Genomic DNA, 16,235 nt, shown 5'->3' with positions numbered 1-16,235 from the left:
CGGCTTATTCGCCGATCAGGCGCAGCCCGTTATACCAGCAGACGGCGCGCAACCAGTCGTCGTCGAGGCGCGGCTCGAGGTCGCGCAGACGTTCGAGCGACTCCAACTGGTGAGCGTACGGGTACGGAATGTTGGGAAAGTCGCTGCCGAGCACGACGCGGTCGGGCAGGTCGGCCAGCCGTGGCAGCAAAGCGGGGTCGAACGGCGCGAGCTGCTCGAAAAAGTCGGTGAACACCATGGTCGTATCGAGGTGCACCCAGGGGTAGCGTTCGGCGAGGTCGAGAAAGTCGCCGTATTCCGGGGCGCCGAGATGCGCTACCACGGCCGTCAACAGCGGATGCCGCGCCAGCACTCCCGCAAGCGTGTGCGGCCCGGTGATTCCCGGCCGGGAAACCGGCCCACTGCCGACGTGGATCACGACCGGAATCGCGGCGTCGGCGAGCAGCCCCCAGACCGGGTCGAGTACCGGCTCGCGCAGGTCGAATGCGCCGATCTGCGCGTGGATCTTGAACACCCGAGCGCCGCGATCGAGGGCGGACTGCACCTGTTCGAGCACGCCGTCCTCCGGGTAGAACGTGGCGCTCGGCACGCAATCGGCGTGTTCCGCGGCGAGGTCGAGTGAGAAATCCGTCAGGGAAGCCGCCATCCCCGAGCGATGCGCATAGGACAGCGCGGTGAAGCGGCGCACGCCAAGCCGGCGAATCGTGGCGAGCCGGGAGTCCTGGTCGTCGCGGTACTGGATCGGCCACTCCTGGCCGATCAGCGGCTCGATCTCGTCGAAGTGGGCCCAGACGCGCCGCAGCATGCGCTCGGGCAGAAAATGGGTGTGCAGGTCGACCAGACCGGGCAGGCCGAGCGTGCGCCACCAGGCCGGCACCTCGTTGTCGAGCATCATTGCCCCAGTGTGCCAGACCTTGACAAGCGCATGCCCCGAGCCTATTTTCGCCCGCGAAGAGAGGTATCTTAATGAACACGCTGAAGGTCACTATCACCCCCAACACTCCGTTCGTCGAGTATGTCCGCGAGTTCGACGCCCCCGTGGCAGCCGTCTACCGAGCCCACGCGGATCCCGACCTCGTCGAACAGTGGCTCGGCCCGAACGGGTACATCACCGAGATCGACCACTGGCATCTGCGTACCGGCGGCAGCTACCGGTTTACCCACATCGATCCCGACGGTGAGCGTTACGAATTTCACGGCGTCTTTCACGAGGCCAGGCCGAGCGACCTCATCATTCAAACCTTTGAATATGACGGCTACCCCGACGTCGTGAGCATAGAGACCCTGCGCTTCGAGGATCTCGGTACGGGCCGCACGCGCATGGTCGGCCACTCGACCTATCCGAGTCAGGAGGCTCGTGATGTAATGGCCGAAAGCGGTATGGAAGAGGGCATGGCCCAGGGCTACGACCGGCTCGATTCCGTTCTCGCCGCTCTGCTGGCCACCCGCTGAAGCGACCGGGGCCGGTAAGGTCATTCCAGCCCGAGCCGGTGAGCCGCGCCGTCAGAAAGCGGATGCTGAGCGCCGGTTCTGCGGGACCGTGCCGCCGGCGCGCGGCACCCGATACTCTTGAGCCATCGGGGTAAGCGCCGCGAGCAGACGAGATGACGGATGGCGGTGCCAGTGAACGCCCTCGACTTCGCCGGCATCATCAGCGAGATTCTTACCCTCTTCGGCCTCATCATCGGAGCAATCCTCTACATCGTTGGTCTGTCGGTGCGCGGCATCAGCGGTCGCTGGACCCACACCACGGCCGTGATCGCAGCGTCAGGTTCGGCAGCATCAGGACCGGCCACGGTCATCCGCTGGTTTGACGACGACGGCGATGTGCACGAGTGCCCCGCCGACACTCACGAGACGCACCACCTCGCGCCGGGGGACGACGTGCGCGTGTGGTTTCGCAATCGCCACCCGGAACGCTGCCGCACGCACGACCCTGAACTGGACGGCAAGGGCCTGCGCCTGATCGGCCTGGTGCTGCTCGGCATCGGCGTTTTCGCCGGTGTGGCCGGCATCGTGCTGATGTTCCTCTGACGCCTCTCCAACGGGGGTGGGTGTTACCCCGGGCTGCTACGGTGTGGCCAACAGAACGTGAAACCTAACCAGGGGGTGCCACTTGCATGGCAAACATTAGCGTCTCGCACCACGAACTGAATTCGTCGGCCGATCGCCTCACCGTGGGCCGTGAAGATCTCGACTCCAAGCTCGATTAATTGCAGCGCATCATCGCCTCCTTGGTGAGTTCGGGCTTCGTGACCGATAAGTCGTCCGGCGCGTTCAACGCGTCCTACGCTGAGTTCACCAACGGTGCCCGTTCCGCGATCCGGGGCCTGGAAGGCTTGTCGAGCTATCTCCGCAACGCGGCGCTCACCCTCGACGACGTCGACGCCCAGCTCGCCGCCCGCTTGTCGCGCTAATTCCGGTCAACCAATAGGCCGTACGCGGCCAGGTCCGGAAGGCGAAGCATGTACGGGGACATGACGACGGTGCACAGCGACGCGTCGTATCTGCGCACGCGCGCTGAGGATATGCGCTCGCGCGCACTGCAACTCACAGCGCAGGCCGAGGGGATGAACTGGAATTCGGCTGCCGCCCAGGCCTTTCGCACGTAAATAACGCTGACCGCGGCCGATATCGGTCGCACTGCCGCGACCCTCGATGCGGCAGCGGATGCCCTGGCCACGCACGCACGTGCTGTCGACGACGTGAAGGCGCTCATCGTGCAGGCGCAGGCCTGGGCCGCCGAGCGCCTCGAACGCGGTCAAGGTCATTCAGGACGTCGCCGAAAATGCTGTGACGTCGTTCATGACCGTCGTGAATTCCGCCGTAGACACGGTCACGAAGACCGTGCAGGTCTCAGTCTTTTCTCGCCGCCTTGATGAGCGACGCGACGACCGCCTCGGCGGACGACCCCTCGAAATCACCGGCACTCTCGACGACGATCATGCTGGGTTCACCGCCAGCCGGCCCGGTTTGGCTACCGTCCCGCAGGGTGGTGCGCACGAAAGTCTTAATCGTGGTGGTCTTGCCGCTTCGGAACGGGCCGGTCACCACGACCAGTCCTTCGGGCGCGATGCCGACCGGCAGCAGGTCGGCATCCGCTACACCGATCACGGCGCGGCCGCCGTCAGCGCCGAGTTGCGACAGCGGGATGCGCTCGGCGAGGCGCTCGATTGCGGGTGCCGCAGCGATGCCGGTCTGGCGCAGCCGATCCGCGAGCTGCTGGGCGGCCACCGACTGTTCACCGAGGCTGGCCGAACCGCCGAGTACCGCGATCTGCACTTCATTGCCGTCGATGACGGCGCGTCCGGCCGGTGCATCTTCGAGAATGTCGGCGGGCACGCCGAGAATGCCGTAGTCGTTCGACGAGGCCAGGCGCAGCACGACGTTCTGCTGGATGTTGGCGTTGAGTGCCGAGGGGATCACACCGGATCGATCCGCGCTCAGAATGAAGTGGATGCCCACCTGCCGTCCCACGCTCATCAGCTGGGCGAGCGCGGCGAACGTCGTGTCGCCGCTTCGAAACTCATAGCTGCTGCGAAAATTGGCCATGCCGTCGATGACCACGATGATGCGTGGTTCCGAAACGTTGCCGCTCACCTGTCGATAGTCGGACAGCGTCGAGGCTGGCAGCGCGGAATAGCGCACCGCACGGTCGGTGGCCGTGGCGACCAGGTGCCGCATCAGCCGGGCGACCCGTTCCCCATCCTCACCGGCGATGATGCCGCCAACGGTGGGGAGCGCGCCGAGCATGCCCAGGGCACCGCCGGCGCAATCGATCCCATAGATATGCAGGGGATTCTGCTCGGCATCGCGTGACGCCGACAGCAGGAGCGTGCGGAGCGCGGTGCTCTTGCCGGAGCCGCTGGTGCCGAGAACGGCCAGATTTCCCTGGCTGTCCGGGTCGAACAGAAAAGGACTCTGCCGCTGCTGGCCGGGCTCGCCCTGCATTTCGAGCGCGATCGCGGGCCCACCAGCGACTGGGAGTTGCGCGAGGTCGAGCACCCGCTCCAGCGGCACGAGCCAGGGCTTGCGCGGCGTCGCCAAGCCGAGCGTTGCCCCGGCAGTCTGGATCGAGTTCAGCATGTTCTCAATGTCGCGGGGCGCCTCCCGACGAGCGGGCGGGGCGGCGAGATCGATGGACCAGGTGTGACCGACCTCGAACGGAAAGTCGGCGATGTCGATGTCGGGCAGTTTGGCCGTGCCCTTGCTTCGACCATTGAGGTAGGCGGTCTGAAAATGGATCAGCTTGCCCGGGCCGAGCTTTGCCGCTCCGCGGCCGGGTGTCGACGGGTCGAACCCGGCAGCGTCTTTTACCTCCGATCACGTCTTGGCTGTTTGATTCGTCGGCCACGCGCAGGGCAATTCGCAGGTTGGTATTGGCGCGCAGGTTGTCCTTGATCACGCCGGCCGGCCGCTGGGTGGCCATGATCAGGTGCAGTCCGAGCGAGCGGCCCCGTTGGGCGACGTCGACTATCCCGTCGACGAATTCCGGTACCTCACCGACCAGCGCGGCGAACTCGTCGATGACGATGATGAGCGACGGCGGGGCATCCGGGTCGCCGCGCTTCTCGAGGCTCACGAGGTCCTTGGCGCCCTTCTCGTTGAGCAGGGTTTTACGGTAGTGCAATTCCGCCCGCAGCGAGGTGAGGGCCCGGCGCACGAGGTGGGTGTTCAGGTCGGTCACCAGGCCGACAGTGTGCGGCAGTTGGGTGCACTCCGCGAACGCGGCGCCGCCCTTATAGTCGATCAGCAGAAAGGTCAGGCGGTCCGGGCTGTGTTCGCTCGCCATGCTCATGATCCAGGTCTGCAGGAATTCGCTCTTGCCCGACCCGGTCGTGCCGCCGACGAGGGCGTGCGGTCCCTGCTCGCGCAGGTCCAGCCGCAGCACACCAGTTGCGCCCTGGCCGACGAGATCAGTCGGGCAGCCACGGCGGCGTCCTGCCCCGAGATCGCCTCGAGCGGGCTGACGTCGACCCGGGTGGTGGTGCGCACGAAGCCGACCACACCGGTGCCGTCGGGCTGAACCTCGACGTAGGTGCGGCAGGCGGCCGGAAGGTCGGCGACCTCGGCCGCGTGCCAGAGCAGGTGCACGCCCACGTCGGGGCCGTCTTCGGCCAGGGCGACGAGCCTCCCGCGGTCCACCTGGCTGTCGCTCGTGACGATCACAATGACAACCGGGGTGACCGGCAGAGCCTGTACCGCTTGCCCGTGCAGCTCGTCGATGTCGGCGTCCTCGCGCAAATGCGAGCGGATGTCCGACCCGCCCGGGCGGGTCGCCCGACGTTCAGCCACCAGTTGTTCGAGCTGGGCGAGCAGGTGACCGCTCGTGGCCGGATCAGCCGCGAGGTGACTCGTGGTGAGGGGGCTGTAGACCGAGCCGATGTGCGGCATCCACTTGAGCCATTGCCATTCAAAGTGGTTGTCGCAGTTCGCGAAGCAGGCCAGGACGAGGTCGGCCGGCGAGTGCAGGCCACACAGCTGAACAATGATGGAACGCAGCACGCCCTCTGACCAGAGTTCGCTGGATGGGAAATTTCTGCGGTTCGAGGCGCTGCGGCGGCACCGGTGCCGCCAGCTTCTGGGCACCGAAACGCACGTCGCCGCGCGGCGACCGTGCAAATTCGACGACCGCCTCCGGCCGGTTCGACGGTGACACGTGGGCGACGCTGGACTCGCGGGTGACGACGAGAACCGTGTCACCCACCGAGATGAGGTTCGCCGCGGTGACCGGGCCCGACACGGCCCGACGTTCGTCGATATACGGTCCGTTCCCTGAATCGAGGTCGGTGACGGTGATGGCCGCTCCGATGTCGATCGTGGCGTGGGCGCGCGAGACCGTCTCGTCGATCAGTTGGATTCGGCAGCCGCGGCCACGCCCCACGACGTTGGGGCCGGTCACGAGGGCAAACTGCTGGCCGGCCTGCGGACCGCGCAGGATCGACGCGGTGGCGGCGCGCTGATAGAGAAAGACATCGCTCGCATCTGCCTGGCTGGGCTGGATCGTCTCGACCCAGCAGCCAGAACTAAGGCCGGCGTCGCTCACGGTGGCGAGGGGGTCGAGCACGTGCAGAATCGGGTTGTTGGGGTACCGCACGCGAAGGGTGAGCGGCGCGCTGTTTCGGCGGGCAGCGTCTTCGTGCGGGGAGGTGCCGGGCTGCTGGTCGGCAGGCCGGCTGGCCGGTTAAGCGGATGCCGCGCGCGGCCGCGCCCATCCGCTCGCCACCGCGGTCACCGCGATGGTCACGAGCGCGCCGAGCAGCACGGCCGCTGCTTCTCCGGGGGCAAGCAGGTGCAGTTGGGTGCCGATCGTCGCGGCCGCGATCGGAATTCCGAGCTGGGCCGCCGACAAGAGTGAGTGCGACAGCGGAAGGCCCAGCACGCGGGTGGTCGCGTGGGTGAGCAGGGTGCCGACGCCGAGGGCGAGGCCGAGCCCGATCATCTGCGGGTGGTCGGCGAGGTCGCGCAGAGCGAGCGAGGCGCCCAGCCAGACGAAGAACAACGGCCCGAAGAATCCGTCGGCGAGAGCGAACAGCTGGCGGGCCAGGCGGCGCGGTTCACCGACTGCGGCGACGGCGAGGCCGAAGGCAAACCCGGCGAGCATGACCGAGACGTGGCTGAACACGGCCACCGCTGACAGGGCGAACAGAATGGCCAGTTGGATGCGCAGTTCGAGCGCGAATTTGCGGTTGGCCGAGAGCTTGTGCAGCCGCTGGCGGGAACCGTTTCGTTCCAGCCAGGCCAGCACAGCGTAGAGGGCCACGGCCAGCACCGCGACCAGGGCGGCGCCGAGGGCTGCGCGGCCCGCATTCGGCGGGTCGATGGCGAGCGGCAGGGCAACGATCGCCGCTACGTCAGCGATGGCGATCTGCGCGGTGAGCTCGAGCATCGAACGGCCGCGCAGCCCTAGCGAATGAATGAGGGGCAGCACGAGCGCGGCCGAGGAGGAAGCGAGTAACACGACATATAAGGGGGCGTGCTGGGTGCCGAAGGTCATCGCGATGGCCACGCCGAGGGCGCTCGCCGAGACGGTCACGAGCATGGCACGTGCCAGGCCGACCGAGAGCGCAGCGCGGATCGCGCCGGAGCGAACGGGCACGTGCGTGCCAGCCACGAACATGATCAACGCGAATCCAACATCCGCTAAGAGGGTCAGCGTGGGGTCGTCGGCGTCGATGAGGCCGAATCCGGTGCGGCCGACGATCACGCCGGCGCCGAGCTGGCCAATGACGACAGGAAGGTTCCAGCGCCGCGGCGTCGCCAGCAGCGGCCCGAGCAGCGCGATCACCGAGATGATCGCAAGGGTCTGAAAGTCCATGCGCACCACCCCCGGTCTCTCGCGCGCCTGCCTGCGCTGAATCGAGCGTAGTCCCGCGCGGCCCGCGCAGGCGGCATGATGGGGGTATGAGTCGAACCGTTGCCGGAGCCCGCGTGCTGATTACCGGAGCCGCCAGGGGAATGGGCCGTCTGTATGCCGAGCGCTGCGTCGCCGAAGGGGCGAAAACCGTGATCCTGTGGGACCGCGACGGTGCGGCGCTCGCCGACACCACCGCCATTTTGAATGAACGCGCGAACGGGCGCACGCAGGTGGCCCCGTACGTCGTTGATATCGCCGACCTGGGCGCCATCGCGCAGACCGCTCAGCGGGTGCGCACCGAGATCGGTGACCCCGACGTGATCATCAACAATGCCGGAATCGTTCGCGGCAAGTATTTCTGGGAACACGACAACGGCGCCGACACCCGCCCGACCATGCAGATCAACGCGCTCGCGCCCATGTACATCGCCCGCGAGTTTCTCCCGGCAATGATTGCGAGCGGATCCCGCGAGTCGCGCCTCGTAAACATCGCATCTGCCGCCGGCACGCTGAGCAATCCGCGCATGAGCGTCTACGCCGCGTCCAAGGCGGCGCTGATCGGCTGGAGCGATTCGCTGCGGCTCGAACTCGTGCAGCAAGGGTACGGGCACGTCAAGGTGACCACGGTGTGTCCGAGCTACATCGATACTGGCATGTTCGCGGGAGCCCGCGGGCCGCTGCTCACTCCGTTGATGACCCCGGAGTACGTGGTTGACCGGGTGTGGCGGGCGATGCTCGCCGGCAAGCCGCAGCTGCTGCTGCCGTGGACGGTGAACCTGTCCAAGGTGCTGCGCGGGGTTCTGCCGTTAGCGGCGTGGGACGCCGTCGCCGGTCGCGTTTTCGGCGTGTATCGGTCGATGGACCGCTGGGTCGGTCGCTCGTAACTCTGGGCACTGCGACCGTTAGTGTGATCGGCGGCGTCAATAGGGTGACAGACTGTCCCAGTAAAAACGTGCAGCGTAGCGGCCCGATGGGTTCGTTGCCAGCGCACCGTCCGGCACGGGTCACACATGACGCGTGCCGAAACCAATGGGGACACCATCGCTACCACGCACCACCACCATGCACCGGATACTCTGCTCAAAGTCCTCGGAAATCGAGACGCGCTAGCTCTCGGCTTCGGGGCCATGATCGGCTTCGGCTGGGTCGTTTTGACCGGCGGCTGGATCAACGATGCTGGAACAATGGGCGCCGTTGCCGCCATGATTGCCGGCGGAATTATTATGTGCATCGTGGGCCTCACCTACGCCGAGCTGACCGCCGCCATGCCGAAAGCCGGTGGCGAGCATAACTTTCTACTGCGAGCGATGGGGCCGCGGTGGTCGTTCGTTGGATCGTGGGCCATTACCGGCGGCTACGTCACCATCGTCGCGTTCGAGGCGGTCGCCCTGCCTCGCACGGCCGGCTATCTCTTTCCCAACCTCAGCCAGATCCCGCTGTGGCAGATCGCCGGAGAGCAGGTGTACTTGACCTGGGCGCTCGTGGGAGCCGTCGCAGCCGTCGTGATCACGGGCATCAACATCCGTGGTGTAAAGCTGGCCGGCGTTGTCCAGACCTTCGTCGTGCTCTTTCTGCTCATTGTGGGCGCAATGCTCGTGCTCGGATCGTTCACCGGCGGCTCGACCACGAACATGCAGCCATTCTTCACCGGAGGCATGGGCGGCTTCTTTGCCGTGCTCGTTGTGGTGCCGTTTCTTTTCGTGGGTTTCGACGTCATTCCGCAATCGGCCGAAGAGGTTAACATTGCGCCGCGCCAGATTGGCAAGCTGGTCGTTATCGCCGTCATCCTGGCCACCATCTGGTACGTCATGATTTTGCTGACGACCTCGTCGTCGATGTCTGCCACTGCCATCGGCCAAACCGACATCGCTACAGCGGATGCCATGGGCGCCCTATTCGGCAGCGATATTATGGCCAAGGTGCTTATTGCCGGTGGAATTGCCGGCATTCTCACCTCGTGGAACTCGCTGCTACTCGGCGCTTCGCGCCTCATGTTCTCCATGGCGCGCTCCGGCATGCTGCCGGCCTGGTTTGGCAAGCTCCACCCCAAGTTTAGAACCCCCACCAACGCCCTCTATTTTGTTGGTGCCCTGTCGTTTATCGCGCCGTTCTTTGGCACCCAGATGCTCGGCTGGTTGGTTGATTCTGGCGCTCCGAGCATCGTGCTTGCCTACCTGCTGGTAGCCGTCGCATTCGTGTTGCTGCGTCGCCGGGAGCCGAAGATGGATCGTCCGCTGCGCGTTGGGGGCAAGGGCAACGGCGGAATCGTGATCGGTGTGACCGCCGCGGTCCTGTGCCTGGCGCTGTTCAGCCTGTACATGCCGGGCATGCCCGCGTCGCTGTCGCTGGAACCCTGGCTGTTGTTTGGTTTGTGGTGGGTCGGCGGACTCTTCTTCTTCCTGCGCATTCCGGCTGGAATCGTGCCGGGCCATGACGCCGAAGAGCGCCTGCTCGAGAGCTTGGGGTCACGTCGCTCCTAGTCCCGCGAATCCCGACTGTTCTCCGTAAGTCGTGGGTGCTGAGACCGCCATCACCCACCGCGAGCTGGTCTCGAAAACCCGACCTCCAGTGCGAATGCAGCTTCGGTCAGAAATCCCAATACATGTGAGAATCCCTCGACTTTGCGGGTTGAGCTTGGTACACTTGTTCTATGAGCCAGAGCGGCGACACCCCCCACGAGCAGGGCGTGATTGAGCGCTTCTTGGCGGGGCTGCCCGACAGCGACTATGCGTACTGGTCGTCCGATGAAGACCGAGCCTGGAAGGCTGCGTTCCGGGAGGAATGCCGGGTGGTCTGGGAGGCCGAAGAAGCTTCCGATGCCGCTGCTGCCAAAGCGGCGGCGGCGCAGAACCCCCGGCTCGCTGACGGCCCGCCCATCCCGGCTGGCCTGGACCTGACCGAGGTGTTCGCCGCGGTGCCGCCCGAGCACCTGTTCGACCAGGACCTCCGCGAGGAGTTCCTCTACACCGAGTACCTCGCGGCCAATTTCCGCCCGGCCGATTTCCGCCCGGCCGATTTCCGCCCGGCCGATTTTCTCTCGGACGATTTCCGCCCGGCCGAGCACCCCGACCCGGCCGAGCACCCCGACCCGGCCGAGAACCCCGACCCGGCAGACGGCGGCCCGGCAGAGTCGCTGAGTCCGTTCCAGCGGCATCAGGCGCAATTCGTGGACCGGGTGCTCTACCTCGAGAAGATCATCGCCTGGGCGCAGGCGAGCAAAGCTGAGGTCCTTACCGAGGCGTGGGACTACACCACCAACACCGCCGACACCGGCCGCCCCCTGTCCGGGCCGGGCCACGAACATGACTGGGATGCGACCTTCGCCGCGCAGCAGGGCCTGGTCGCGGAGATGGCGTGCGCGCTGCGCATCCCCTCCGGCACCGCCTCCGGCCTGCTCCAGGAGAGCCGGCAACTGGTGGTCGAGCGGCCCGATACTCTCACCGCGCTCCGCAGCGGCGAGATCTCCCTCCGCCATGCCCGCCGGCTGCTCGACCAGCTCGGCTCCGTGCCGCAGCCCGCTCGCGCCGAACTGGAAGCGGTGCTCCTCCCGCACGCCCGCAGGCTCACCCCCACCCAGTTCGACGGTAAGGCCCGCAAACTACGCGAACGCTTCCACCCCGACAGCATCACCCTGCGTCGCGCCCGGTGCCTGGCTGATCGCCGAGTGCAGTTCTTCCCCGACAAGGACGGCATGGCCACCCTCTGGCTGCGCGCCGCCGGTGAGGACCTGCAGGCGGTCTACACCCGCGTCACCGACGCCGCCCTCAGCCTGCAAGGCCCCGACGAAGAGCGCACCCTCAGCCAGCTGCGCGCCGATGTCGCCGTCGACCTCCTCCAGCAGGGCGTCACCGGCAGCGGCCTCGGCGCCGGCCTGACCGCGAATGTCAATATCACCGTGCCGGTGCTCACCCTGATGGGACGAGCTGGTGGCACGCGCGAAGAACCGGCCGACCTCGAAGGCTACGGCCCGATCGACCCGGAAACCGCCCGCCGCCTCGCCGGCACCGCAACCAGCTTCCTGCGCATCCTCACCCACCCGCACACCGGCATCGTGCTCGACGTCAGCCAAGAACCCTTCCGGGTACCGGCCAGCCTGAAGAAGTACCTGCGGCTGCGCGATGGAACCTGCCGGTTCCCCGGCTGCAACCGCTCCGCCGGCCACAGCGACCTCGACCACACCATCGACAAACAATTCGGCGGCCCCACCACCGCCACCAACCTGCACTTCCTCTCCCCCGCCCACCACAACCTGAAGCACTTCAGCGACTGGAAAGCCATCGCCACCCCCGACGGCACCCTGCACTGGACCAGCCCCGCCGGCAAACACTACGCCACCGACCCCGCCACCCGCATCAGCCCACCACGACAACACACCGACCCACCACCAGCAAAACCAGCCCCACCACCACCCCTGGACGACCCCTGGACCTCCGACTGGGATGCCAACTACACCAACAAGACCGACCCCGACGCGCACCCGTTCTAGGAGCCGGGTCACGGCACTGGACCGAAGGTAATGGCTATCGCAGCGCGCTGATGCGCAGGGCCACAGACTTGAGATTCGCGATGCGCTGCTCGTAGCGTGCAGCGAGCACGATGAGCACGATTCCGCCGCCGCCGAGCCAGAGGAACCAGGGGATAGCGCTGTAGGCGAGGGCGATCCACGGCCAGAGTTGGGCGATACCGTGAATGAGCAGCACGCCAGCGCCGATCAAGAACGGCGCCTGCAGTCGCCGCGTGCTGCCGATCACGAGCACGGTGATCGCGACAATGCCGAGGCTCACGATGCGCCACAGGTCGCTGTAGGTGAGATCCAGCAGCAGCGACGGCATCAGGAGCAGCAGCAGGCCGGGGCCGATCCAGGGCCAGCTGCGCGCTCGCGAGTCGCTGTGCAGCCGCAGCCAACCCGAACCCAGCAGCGCGAGCGCCACCGGAACGGTGACCAGTTCGAACGGATCGACCGCGCCGAAGCTTGCGGCCGTGAAAGCGGCCAGGCCAGCCAGCGCGAGCACGCTCCAGGCAGTGAGAGCCCCAAACGGCGCGTTGGGGCGCCAGAGGGCCAGTACATGCACGGCCGAGAGAGCGACGACGAGCAGCAGGGCCCGCGGTGTCGATAGCCCCGCATCGGCGGGGGCGATGGCCACGGCGAGTTCGATCCAGGTGACAACGGATGCCCACACGAGCACGAGCGCGATACTCGCGCCGCGACGAAGCGGAGCGGAGGCGGCATCCGCGTGGCGTGCCAGGAGGAAGGCGGTCGCGACGGCGACGGCGGCGGGAACCAGCAACCAGAGTTCAAGGCGTGCATCGGGAGCGCCGCGCAGCCGTAGGGTTTGCGCGACGGCTGTGATCACGAGAACGACGGATCCCGCCAGGGCAGCTGCGGCGAGATAGTGCGAACGCGGTGGCGACCACTGCACCGCTCCGGCGCCGAGTACCAGGGCGGCTGCCACGAGGGCGACGACGACCGCGCGCACCAGCGACCCCGACTGTGCTGCGAGGGCGAGCGGCGCGAGGGCAATCAGCAGTGCGGCCAGGGTGAGTAGTGCGGCCACCGGGCTTGCCGTGCTCGCACGATCGATTTGGCCGTAGCGGCGAATGAGCGCGGCCGTGACGAGCACGACGCCGGCGACGGGTAGCACGTATGGTTCAAGCGCCACTGTTCCGGCCCATGCGAGGCCCAGCCAAAGGCCGGCGGTGCCGAGCGCGAGGGCCAGCCAGCCGAAGTGACGTCGATTCGAGCGAGAGCCGAAGAGCCCGTCGGGGGCGATCGCCAGGATGAGTGCCACGATGCCGGCGAGCACGACCACGAGCCAGCCGAGCGAGCGAAAGGTGACCGCTGCGGTGAATGCCGCCGGAACGAGCACGATCACCGCACCGATCTCGAGGGCGATCCTGTCCCGGGGGGCGAATCGGTCGACACGCTCGCTGCTCGCCACGATGCCGGCCGCACCGGCGCCGGCCGCACCGGGGCCGGTCGCAACGCTGCCGCGAAACAGCGCGAGCGAGCAGACCACGAGCGCGACCGCCGGTGGGGCGAGGGTGACAACGGATGCGACGGCATCCGTTGCGAAGACGACCTCGCGCACCAGCAGAAGCAGCAGTGGGGCCAACGCGACGGCAGCAATGGCGCGTTCCGCGTGCAGGGTGCCGCGGTTGGCGCGCAGGAACACCCACAGGGCGCACGCGGCTACGAGCAGACCTGTACGCACGAGTGAGCCGAAGGGTTCGGGCTGCAACAACGATTCGTCGGCGGCGAGCGACCACGATCCAATGGGCAGCACGAAAACGACCACGCTCGGAACCAGCAGGGTGAAGAAAGCCCAGCGCCGCTCGAGGGTTGGGAGTACCGTCGGCCGCAACGCTGCGGCGCCAACGAGCAGGTGCAGCAGTGCCGTGGCGAGCGCGAGGGCCGCCGTGACATTGGCCAGGTTGACCGGCTCCGACCAATTCTGATCGGGCGCAAGGGCCAAAGGAACGTGAGCGAAGCCGATCAGGGTGACCACGATGGCTGCGGCCAACAGCGCTCCGCGAGCGTGCGCGCGTGCCTCGGTGGTGAAAGCCGGGCCGGCTGGTACGGGGTCGGAGGCAGGCAGTGTCACCAGCAGGCGCGCAAACCAGAGGGCGAGCACGAGCGAGACAGTGCCGAACCACCAGGTTGTCGGGTGCGCCCAGCTGATGAAATAGCCGAACGTTTCACCGGTAATCAGCAACCCGACGAAGCCTGGGGTCAAAAATCCAAGGGAGAATCGACCGGTTGTGCTTCCCTTGCCAAAGGTGGGTGCGTACTTGGGTTTTCGAGCGAGAAGCAGGCTGGCGAGCGCCCCCGCGCCGAGCAGCAGGTAGAGCGCGACGATGACCCCGACCGACTCGACGAAGGGCACCGCGAGAACGATGACGATCAGTGTGAGGGCGGTCACGATCTGGCGCCGGGCGTGGATCAGGCCCCCGAGCGTCCATCCGATCAGCAGGATGACGCCGATCCCGACCAGGGCGAACAAGGCCCAACTGTTGTCAGCGGTCGCGAGGTCGGTGACGATTTCTTGCCCGTGCACTCCGTTCTCGGTTGCCTGAGCGAGGGGACGAGTCGCATACCAGCCCGTGAGGAGCAGCGGGATGACTCCCACGATGGCCGCCGATCCGGCCGCCACCAGGCCGGCGGTGCGTGCTGCAGTCGGAGCGACGAATCGACGGCCCAGCACTTCCAGGGCGACGGCGAGCGCCACCGCCACGAGCACGGGCGTGGTGAGGGCGAACGGCAAGTTGCCGAAGCGACCGGCAATGACCGGCACGATGCCAGCAGCCGCGACCGCGGCCAATACCGCCGAAACATAGGCGAACGATCGGTATTCCGCCATAAATCGGACGGACGCGTTCGTCGCGTGCACGTCTGCAGGCTGGGCGAGCAGGGCGCTCATGGCGGCGGCTATGCCGGCCGGTCGGGCGGGGGCAGACAGACCCGCTGGCGGCGGGGCGATCGTCGCCTTGAGTGCGCTCTGCGGCGCGCGCAGCACGAGCACGACGTGGGCGGTGGCGACGACCGTGACTGCGCCGAGGCACCAGACCGGGGCGATGAGGCTGTCGGATTCGACGAAGACAGCGACGATGCCCGACGTGACGAGGGCCAAAGCGCCGAGGGTGAGCAGCAGCATCCGCTCGGGAAAGCGATCGATCACCGGCCTCCGGCCCATGACGGCTGCCGGCCGGGGAAGCGTCACACGGTGCAGCAGCGCACCGACGGCAGCGCCGAGAAAGCCGACGAACACTCGGGTGAGGGTTTCCTGGCCCTGAAACAGACCGGCCGCGAGGAGCCCGATACTGGGAGCCGCAACGGCGAAGCCGGCGACACTGCCGACGCGGAGGTTCGACCGATCGTGCCAGCCGAGAAAGAGCGCCGCGCAGACCGTGAGGGCGACTCCCCAGTACAGCGCGCCATCGCCGGCAGCGAGCCCGAACAGGTTGTTCTGCCGCATGCCCCAGACATCGAGCAGCACGAGCACGACGGCAAAGCTACCGATGCCCTCTGCGGTGGAGGTGAGCCGCGAGCGACGCATCCGGGCGGCGACCACGAGGGCCGCCACGGTCAGCAGTGCGACGACAACAGAGCGAAAGCCCAGTCCGGCGACGATCCACGCGACCGTGAGAAAGAAGATCGCGGCGACCGAAACCAGCAGCACGCCGATGGACAGCAACACGACCTGCACGCTGGAACGCTGGGGCTTAGCGGGCAGAGCCGGCGCGGCGCCTGGTGGCGGGGACGAGGGTCCCCGCGGGGGCTCGACCGGGCGCTGAACCCGGGTGCTGGCCGTCGGGTCGAAGACCGGTGGCGCGGTGGGGAGCGCGGCGCGCGGCGTGACGCGACCGGCCACCGTCGGCTGGACCGGTGCCGGCAGTGTCAGGCTGGACGAATTGGCGCTGGACGAACTGGCGCTGGACGAACTGGCGGCGCGCGGCACAACCGCAACGGGCTGGGGCGCGCTGACACGGCCGGGTGCAGTCTCGTAGCGGATGCGCCCGATCAGCTCGGCGCGCCTATTTAGCGCGGCCGCGGCATCCGCTGAGCTGGCCAGCAATGCGCTTGCCGTCGCACGCCGCAGGTCGAGCCGGCATGCCGAGCACACCGGCGACTTCAGCGGGGCGTGGCAGGCCGGGCAAAGCGACGTGTCGGTGAGGTCTGTGATGTGACGCGGCCAGATGATTCGTCCCGCATGGCGAAGATAGAACTCCCCGCTCTGAACTGGCTCGTGCTCTGACATCGATCTCCCCGCCGTCGGTCACTCTCCCCTCAGGCTACCGGGCGCGCAAAGTGCGGGGCCGACGCGCAAGGTTCTGTGGAGAACGAGCGGCGGGAGGAGACGCTCGCTCAGCGGCTCAGCGG

12 protein-coding genes and 1 pseudogene are annotated in these 16,235 nt (G+C 67.2%); 7 read left to right on the top strand and 6 right to left on the bottom strand.

The features are described from left to right. Positions 1–4 precede the first annotated feature (4 nt). Entirely contained in the window at positions 5–895 is an 891-nt protein-coding gene (locus QMK31_RS16050) for an amidohydrolase family protein (RefSeq protein ID WP_283501956.1), read from the bottom strand. 71 nt (positions 896–966) lie between these two features. Between QMK31_RS16050 and QMK31_RS16045 the strand changes: the two genes are divergently transcribed. The 4 genes from QMK31_RS16045 (at position 967) to QMK31_RS16030 (ending at position 2,612) form a co-directional block, all read left to right on the top strand. Continuing rightward, complete coding sequence (locus QMK31_RS16045; protein WP_283501955.1) at positions 967–1,452, top strand: SRPBCC family protein; 486 nt, start codon at positions 967–969, stop codon at positions 1,450–1,452. 159 nt (positions 1,453–1,611) lie between these two features. Then, complete coding sequence (locus QMK31_RS16040) at positions 1,612–2,034, top strand: DUF3592 domain-containing protein (RefSeq protein WP_283501954.1); 423 nt, start codon at positions 1,612–1,614, stop codon at positions 2,032–2,034. A gap of 179 nt (positions 2,035–2,213) precedes the next feature. Beyond that, entirely contained in the window at positions 2,214–2,417 is a 204-nt protein-coding gene (locus tag QMK31_RS16035; protein ID WP_283501953.1) for a hypothetical protein, read from the top strand. A gap of 48 nt (positions 2,418–2,465) precedes the next feature. Beyond that, positions 2,466–2,612 carry a hypothetical protein gene (locus QMK31_RS16030; protein WP_283501952.1) on the top strand — a complete coding sequence of 49 codons (147 nt, stop codon included), beginning with the start codon at positions 2,466–2,468 and terminating at the stop codon, positions 2,610–2,612. A gap of 244 nt (positions 2,613–2,856) precedes the next feature. Here the strand turns inward: QMK31_RS16030 and QMK31_RS16025 are convergent, their stop codons facing one another. From QMK31_RS16025 to QMK31_RS16005, 4 genes and pseudogenes are all read right to left on the bottom strand, one after another. After that, positions 2,857–4,086: an FtsK/SpoIIIE domain-containing protein gene (locus tag QMK31_RS16025; RefSeq protein ID WP_283501951.1), complete on the bottom strand. Its 1,230-nt coding sequence runs from the start codon at positions 4,084–4,086 to the stop codon at positions 2,857–2,859. Between the two features lie 138 nt (positions 4,087–4,224). After that, a pseudogene (locus tag QMK31_RS16020) lies at positions 4,225–4,915 on the bottom strand (FtsK/SpoIIIE domain-containing protein); the annotation flags it as partial. A gap of 498 nt (positions 4,916–5,413) precedes the next feature. Then, positions 5,414–6,097, bottom strand: coding sequence for an FHA domain-containing protein (locus tag QMK31_RS16010; protein WP_283501948.1), 684 nt, complete (start codon positions 6,095–6,097; stop codon positions 5,414–5,416). Between the two features lie 87 nt (positions 6,098–6,184). Beyond that, complete coding sequence (locus tag QMK31_RS16005; RefSeq protein ID WP_283501947.1) at positions 6,185–7,318, bottom strand: cation:proton antiporter; 1,134 nt, start codon at positions 7,316–7,318, stop codon at positions 6,185–6,187. 86 nt (positions 7,319–7,404) lie between these two features. Here QMK31_RS16005 and QMK31_RS16000 point away from each other — a divergent pair, with 86 nt between their 5' ends. The 3 genes from QMK31_RS16000 to QMK31_RS15990 all read left to right on the top strand — a co-directional run bounded on the left by QMK31_RS16000 (position 7,405) and on the right by QMK31_RS15990 (position 11,843). Beyond that, positions 7,405–8,241 carry an SDR family NAD(P)-dependent oxidoreductase gene (locus QMK31_RS16000; RefSeq protein ID WP_283501946.1) on the top strand — a complete coding sequence of 279 codons (837 nt, stop codon included), beginning with the start codon at positions 7,405–7,407 and terminating at the stop codon, positions 8,239–8,241. A 126-nt stretch (positions 8,242–8,367) separates the two neighbouring features. Next, entirely contained in the window at positions 8,368–9,837 is a 1,470-nt protein-coding gene (locus QMK31_RS15995; RefSeq protein ID WP_283501945.1) for an APC family permease, read from the top strand. A 170-nt stretch (positions 9,838–10,007) separates the two neighbouring features. Next, positions 10,008–11,843 carry an HNH endonuclease signature motif containing protein gene (locus QMK31_RS15990; RefSeq protein ID WP_283501944.1) on the top strand — a complete coding sequence of 612 codons (1,836 nt, stop codon included), beginning with the start codon at positions 10,008–10,010 and terminating at the stop codon, positions 11,841–11,843. A 34-nt stretch (positions 11,844–11,877) separates the two neighbouring features. Here QMK31_RS15990 and QMK31_RS15985 read toward each other — a convergent pair whose 3' ends face one another. Beyond that, positions 11,878–16,113 (bottom strand): SCO7613 C-terminal domain-containing membrane protein, encoded by a 4,236-nt coding sequence (locus QMK31_RS15985; RefSeq protein ID WP_283501943.1) that lies wholly within the window; start codon positions 16,111–16,113, stop codon positions 11,878–11,880. Between the last annotated feature and the right edge of the window lie 122 nt (positions 16,114–16,235).

Source organism: Cryobacterium sp. PH31-O1, assembly GCF_030063455.1.
Lineage (GTDB): Bacteria > Actinomycetota > Actinomycetes > Actinomycetales > Microbacteriaceae > Cryobacterium.
Note: the sequence above shows the minus strand (reverse complement) of the source record. Positions and strands in the feature narration are given on the sequence as shown.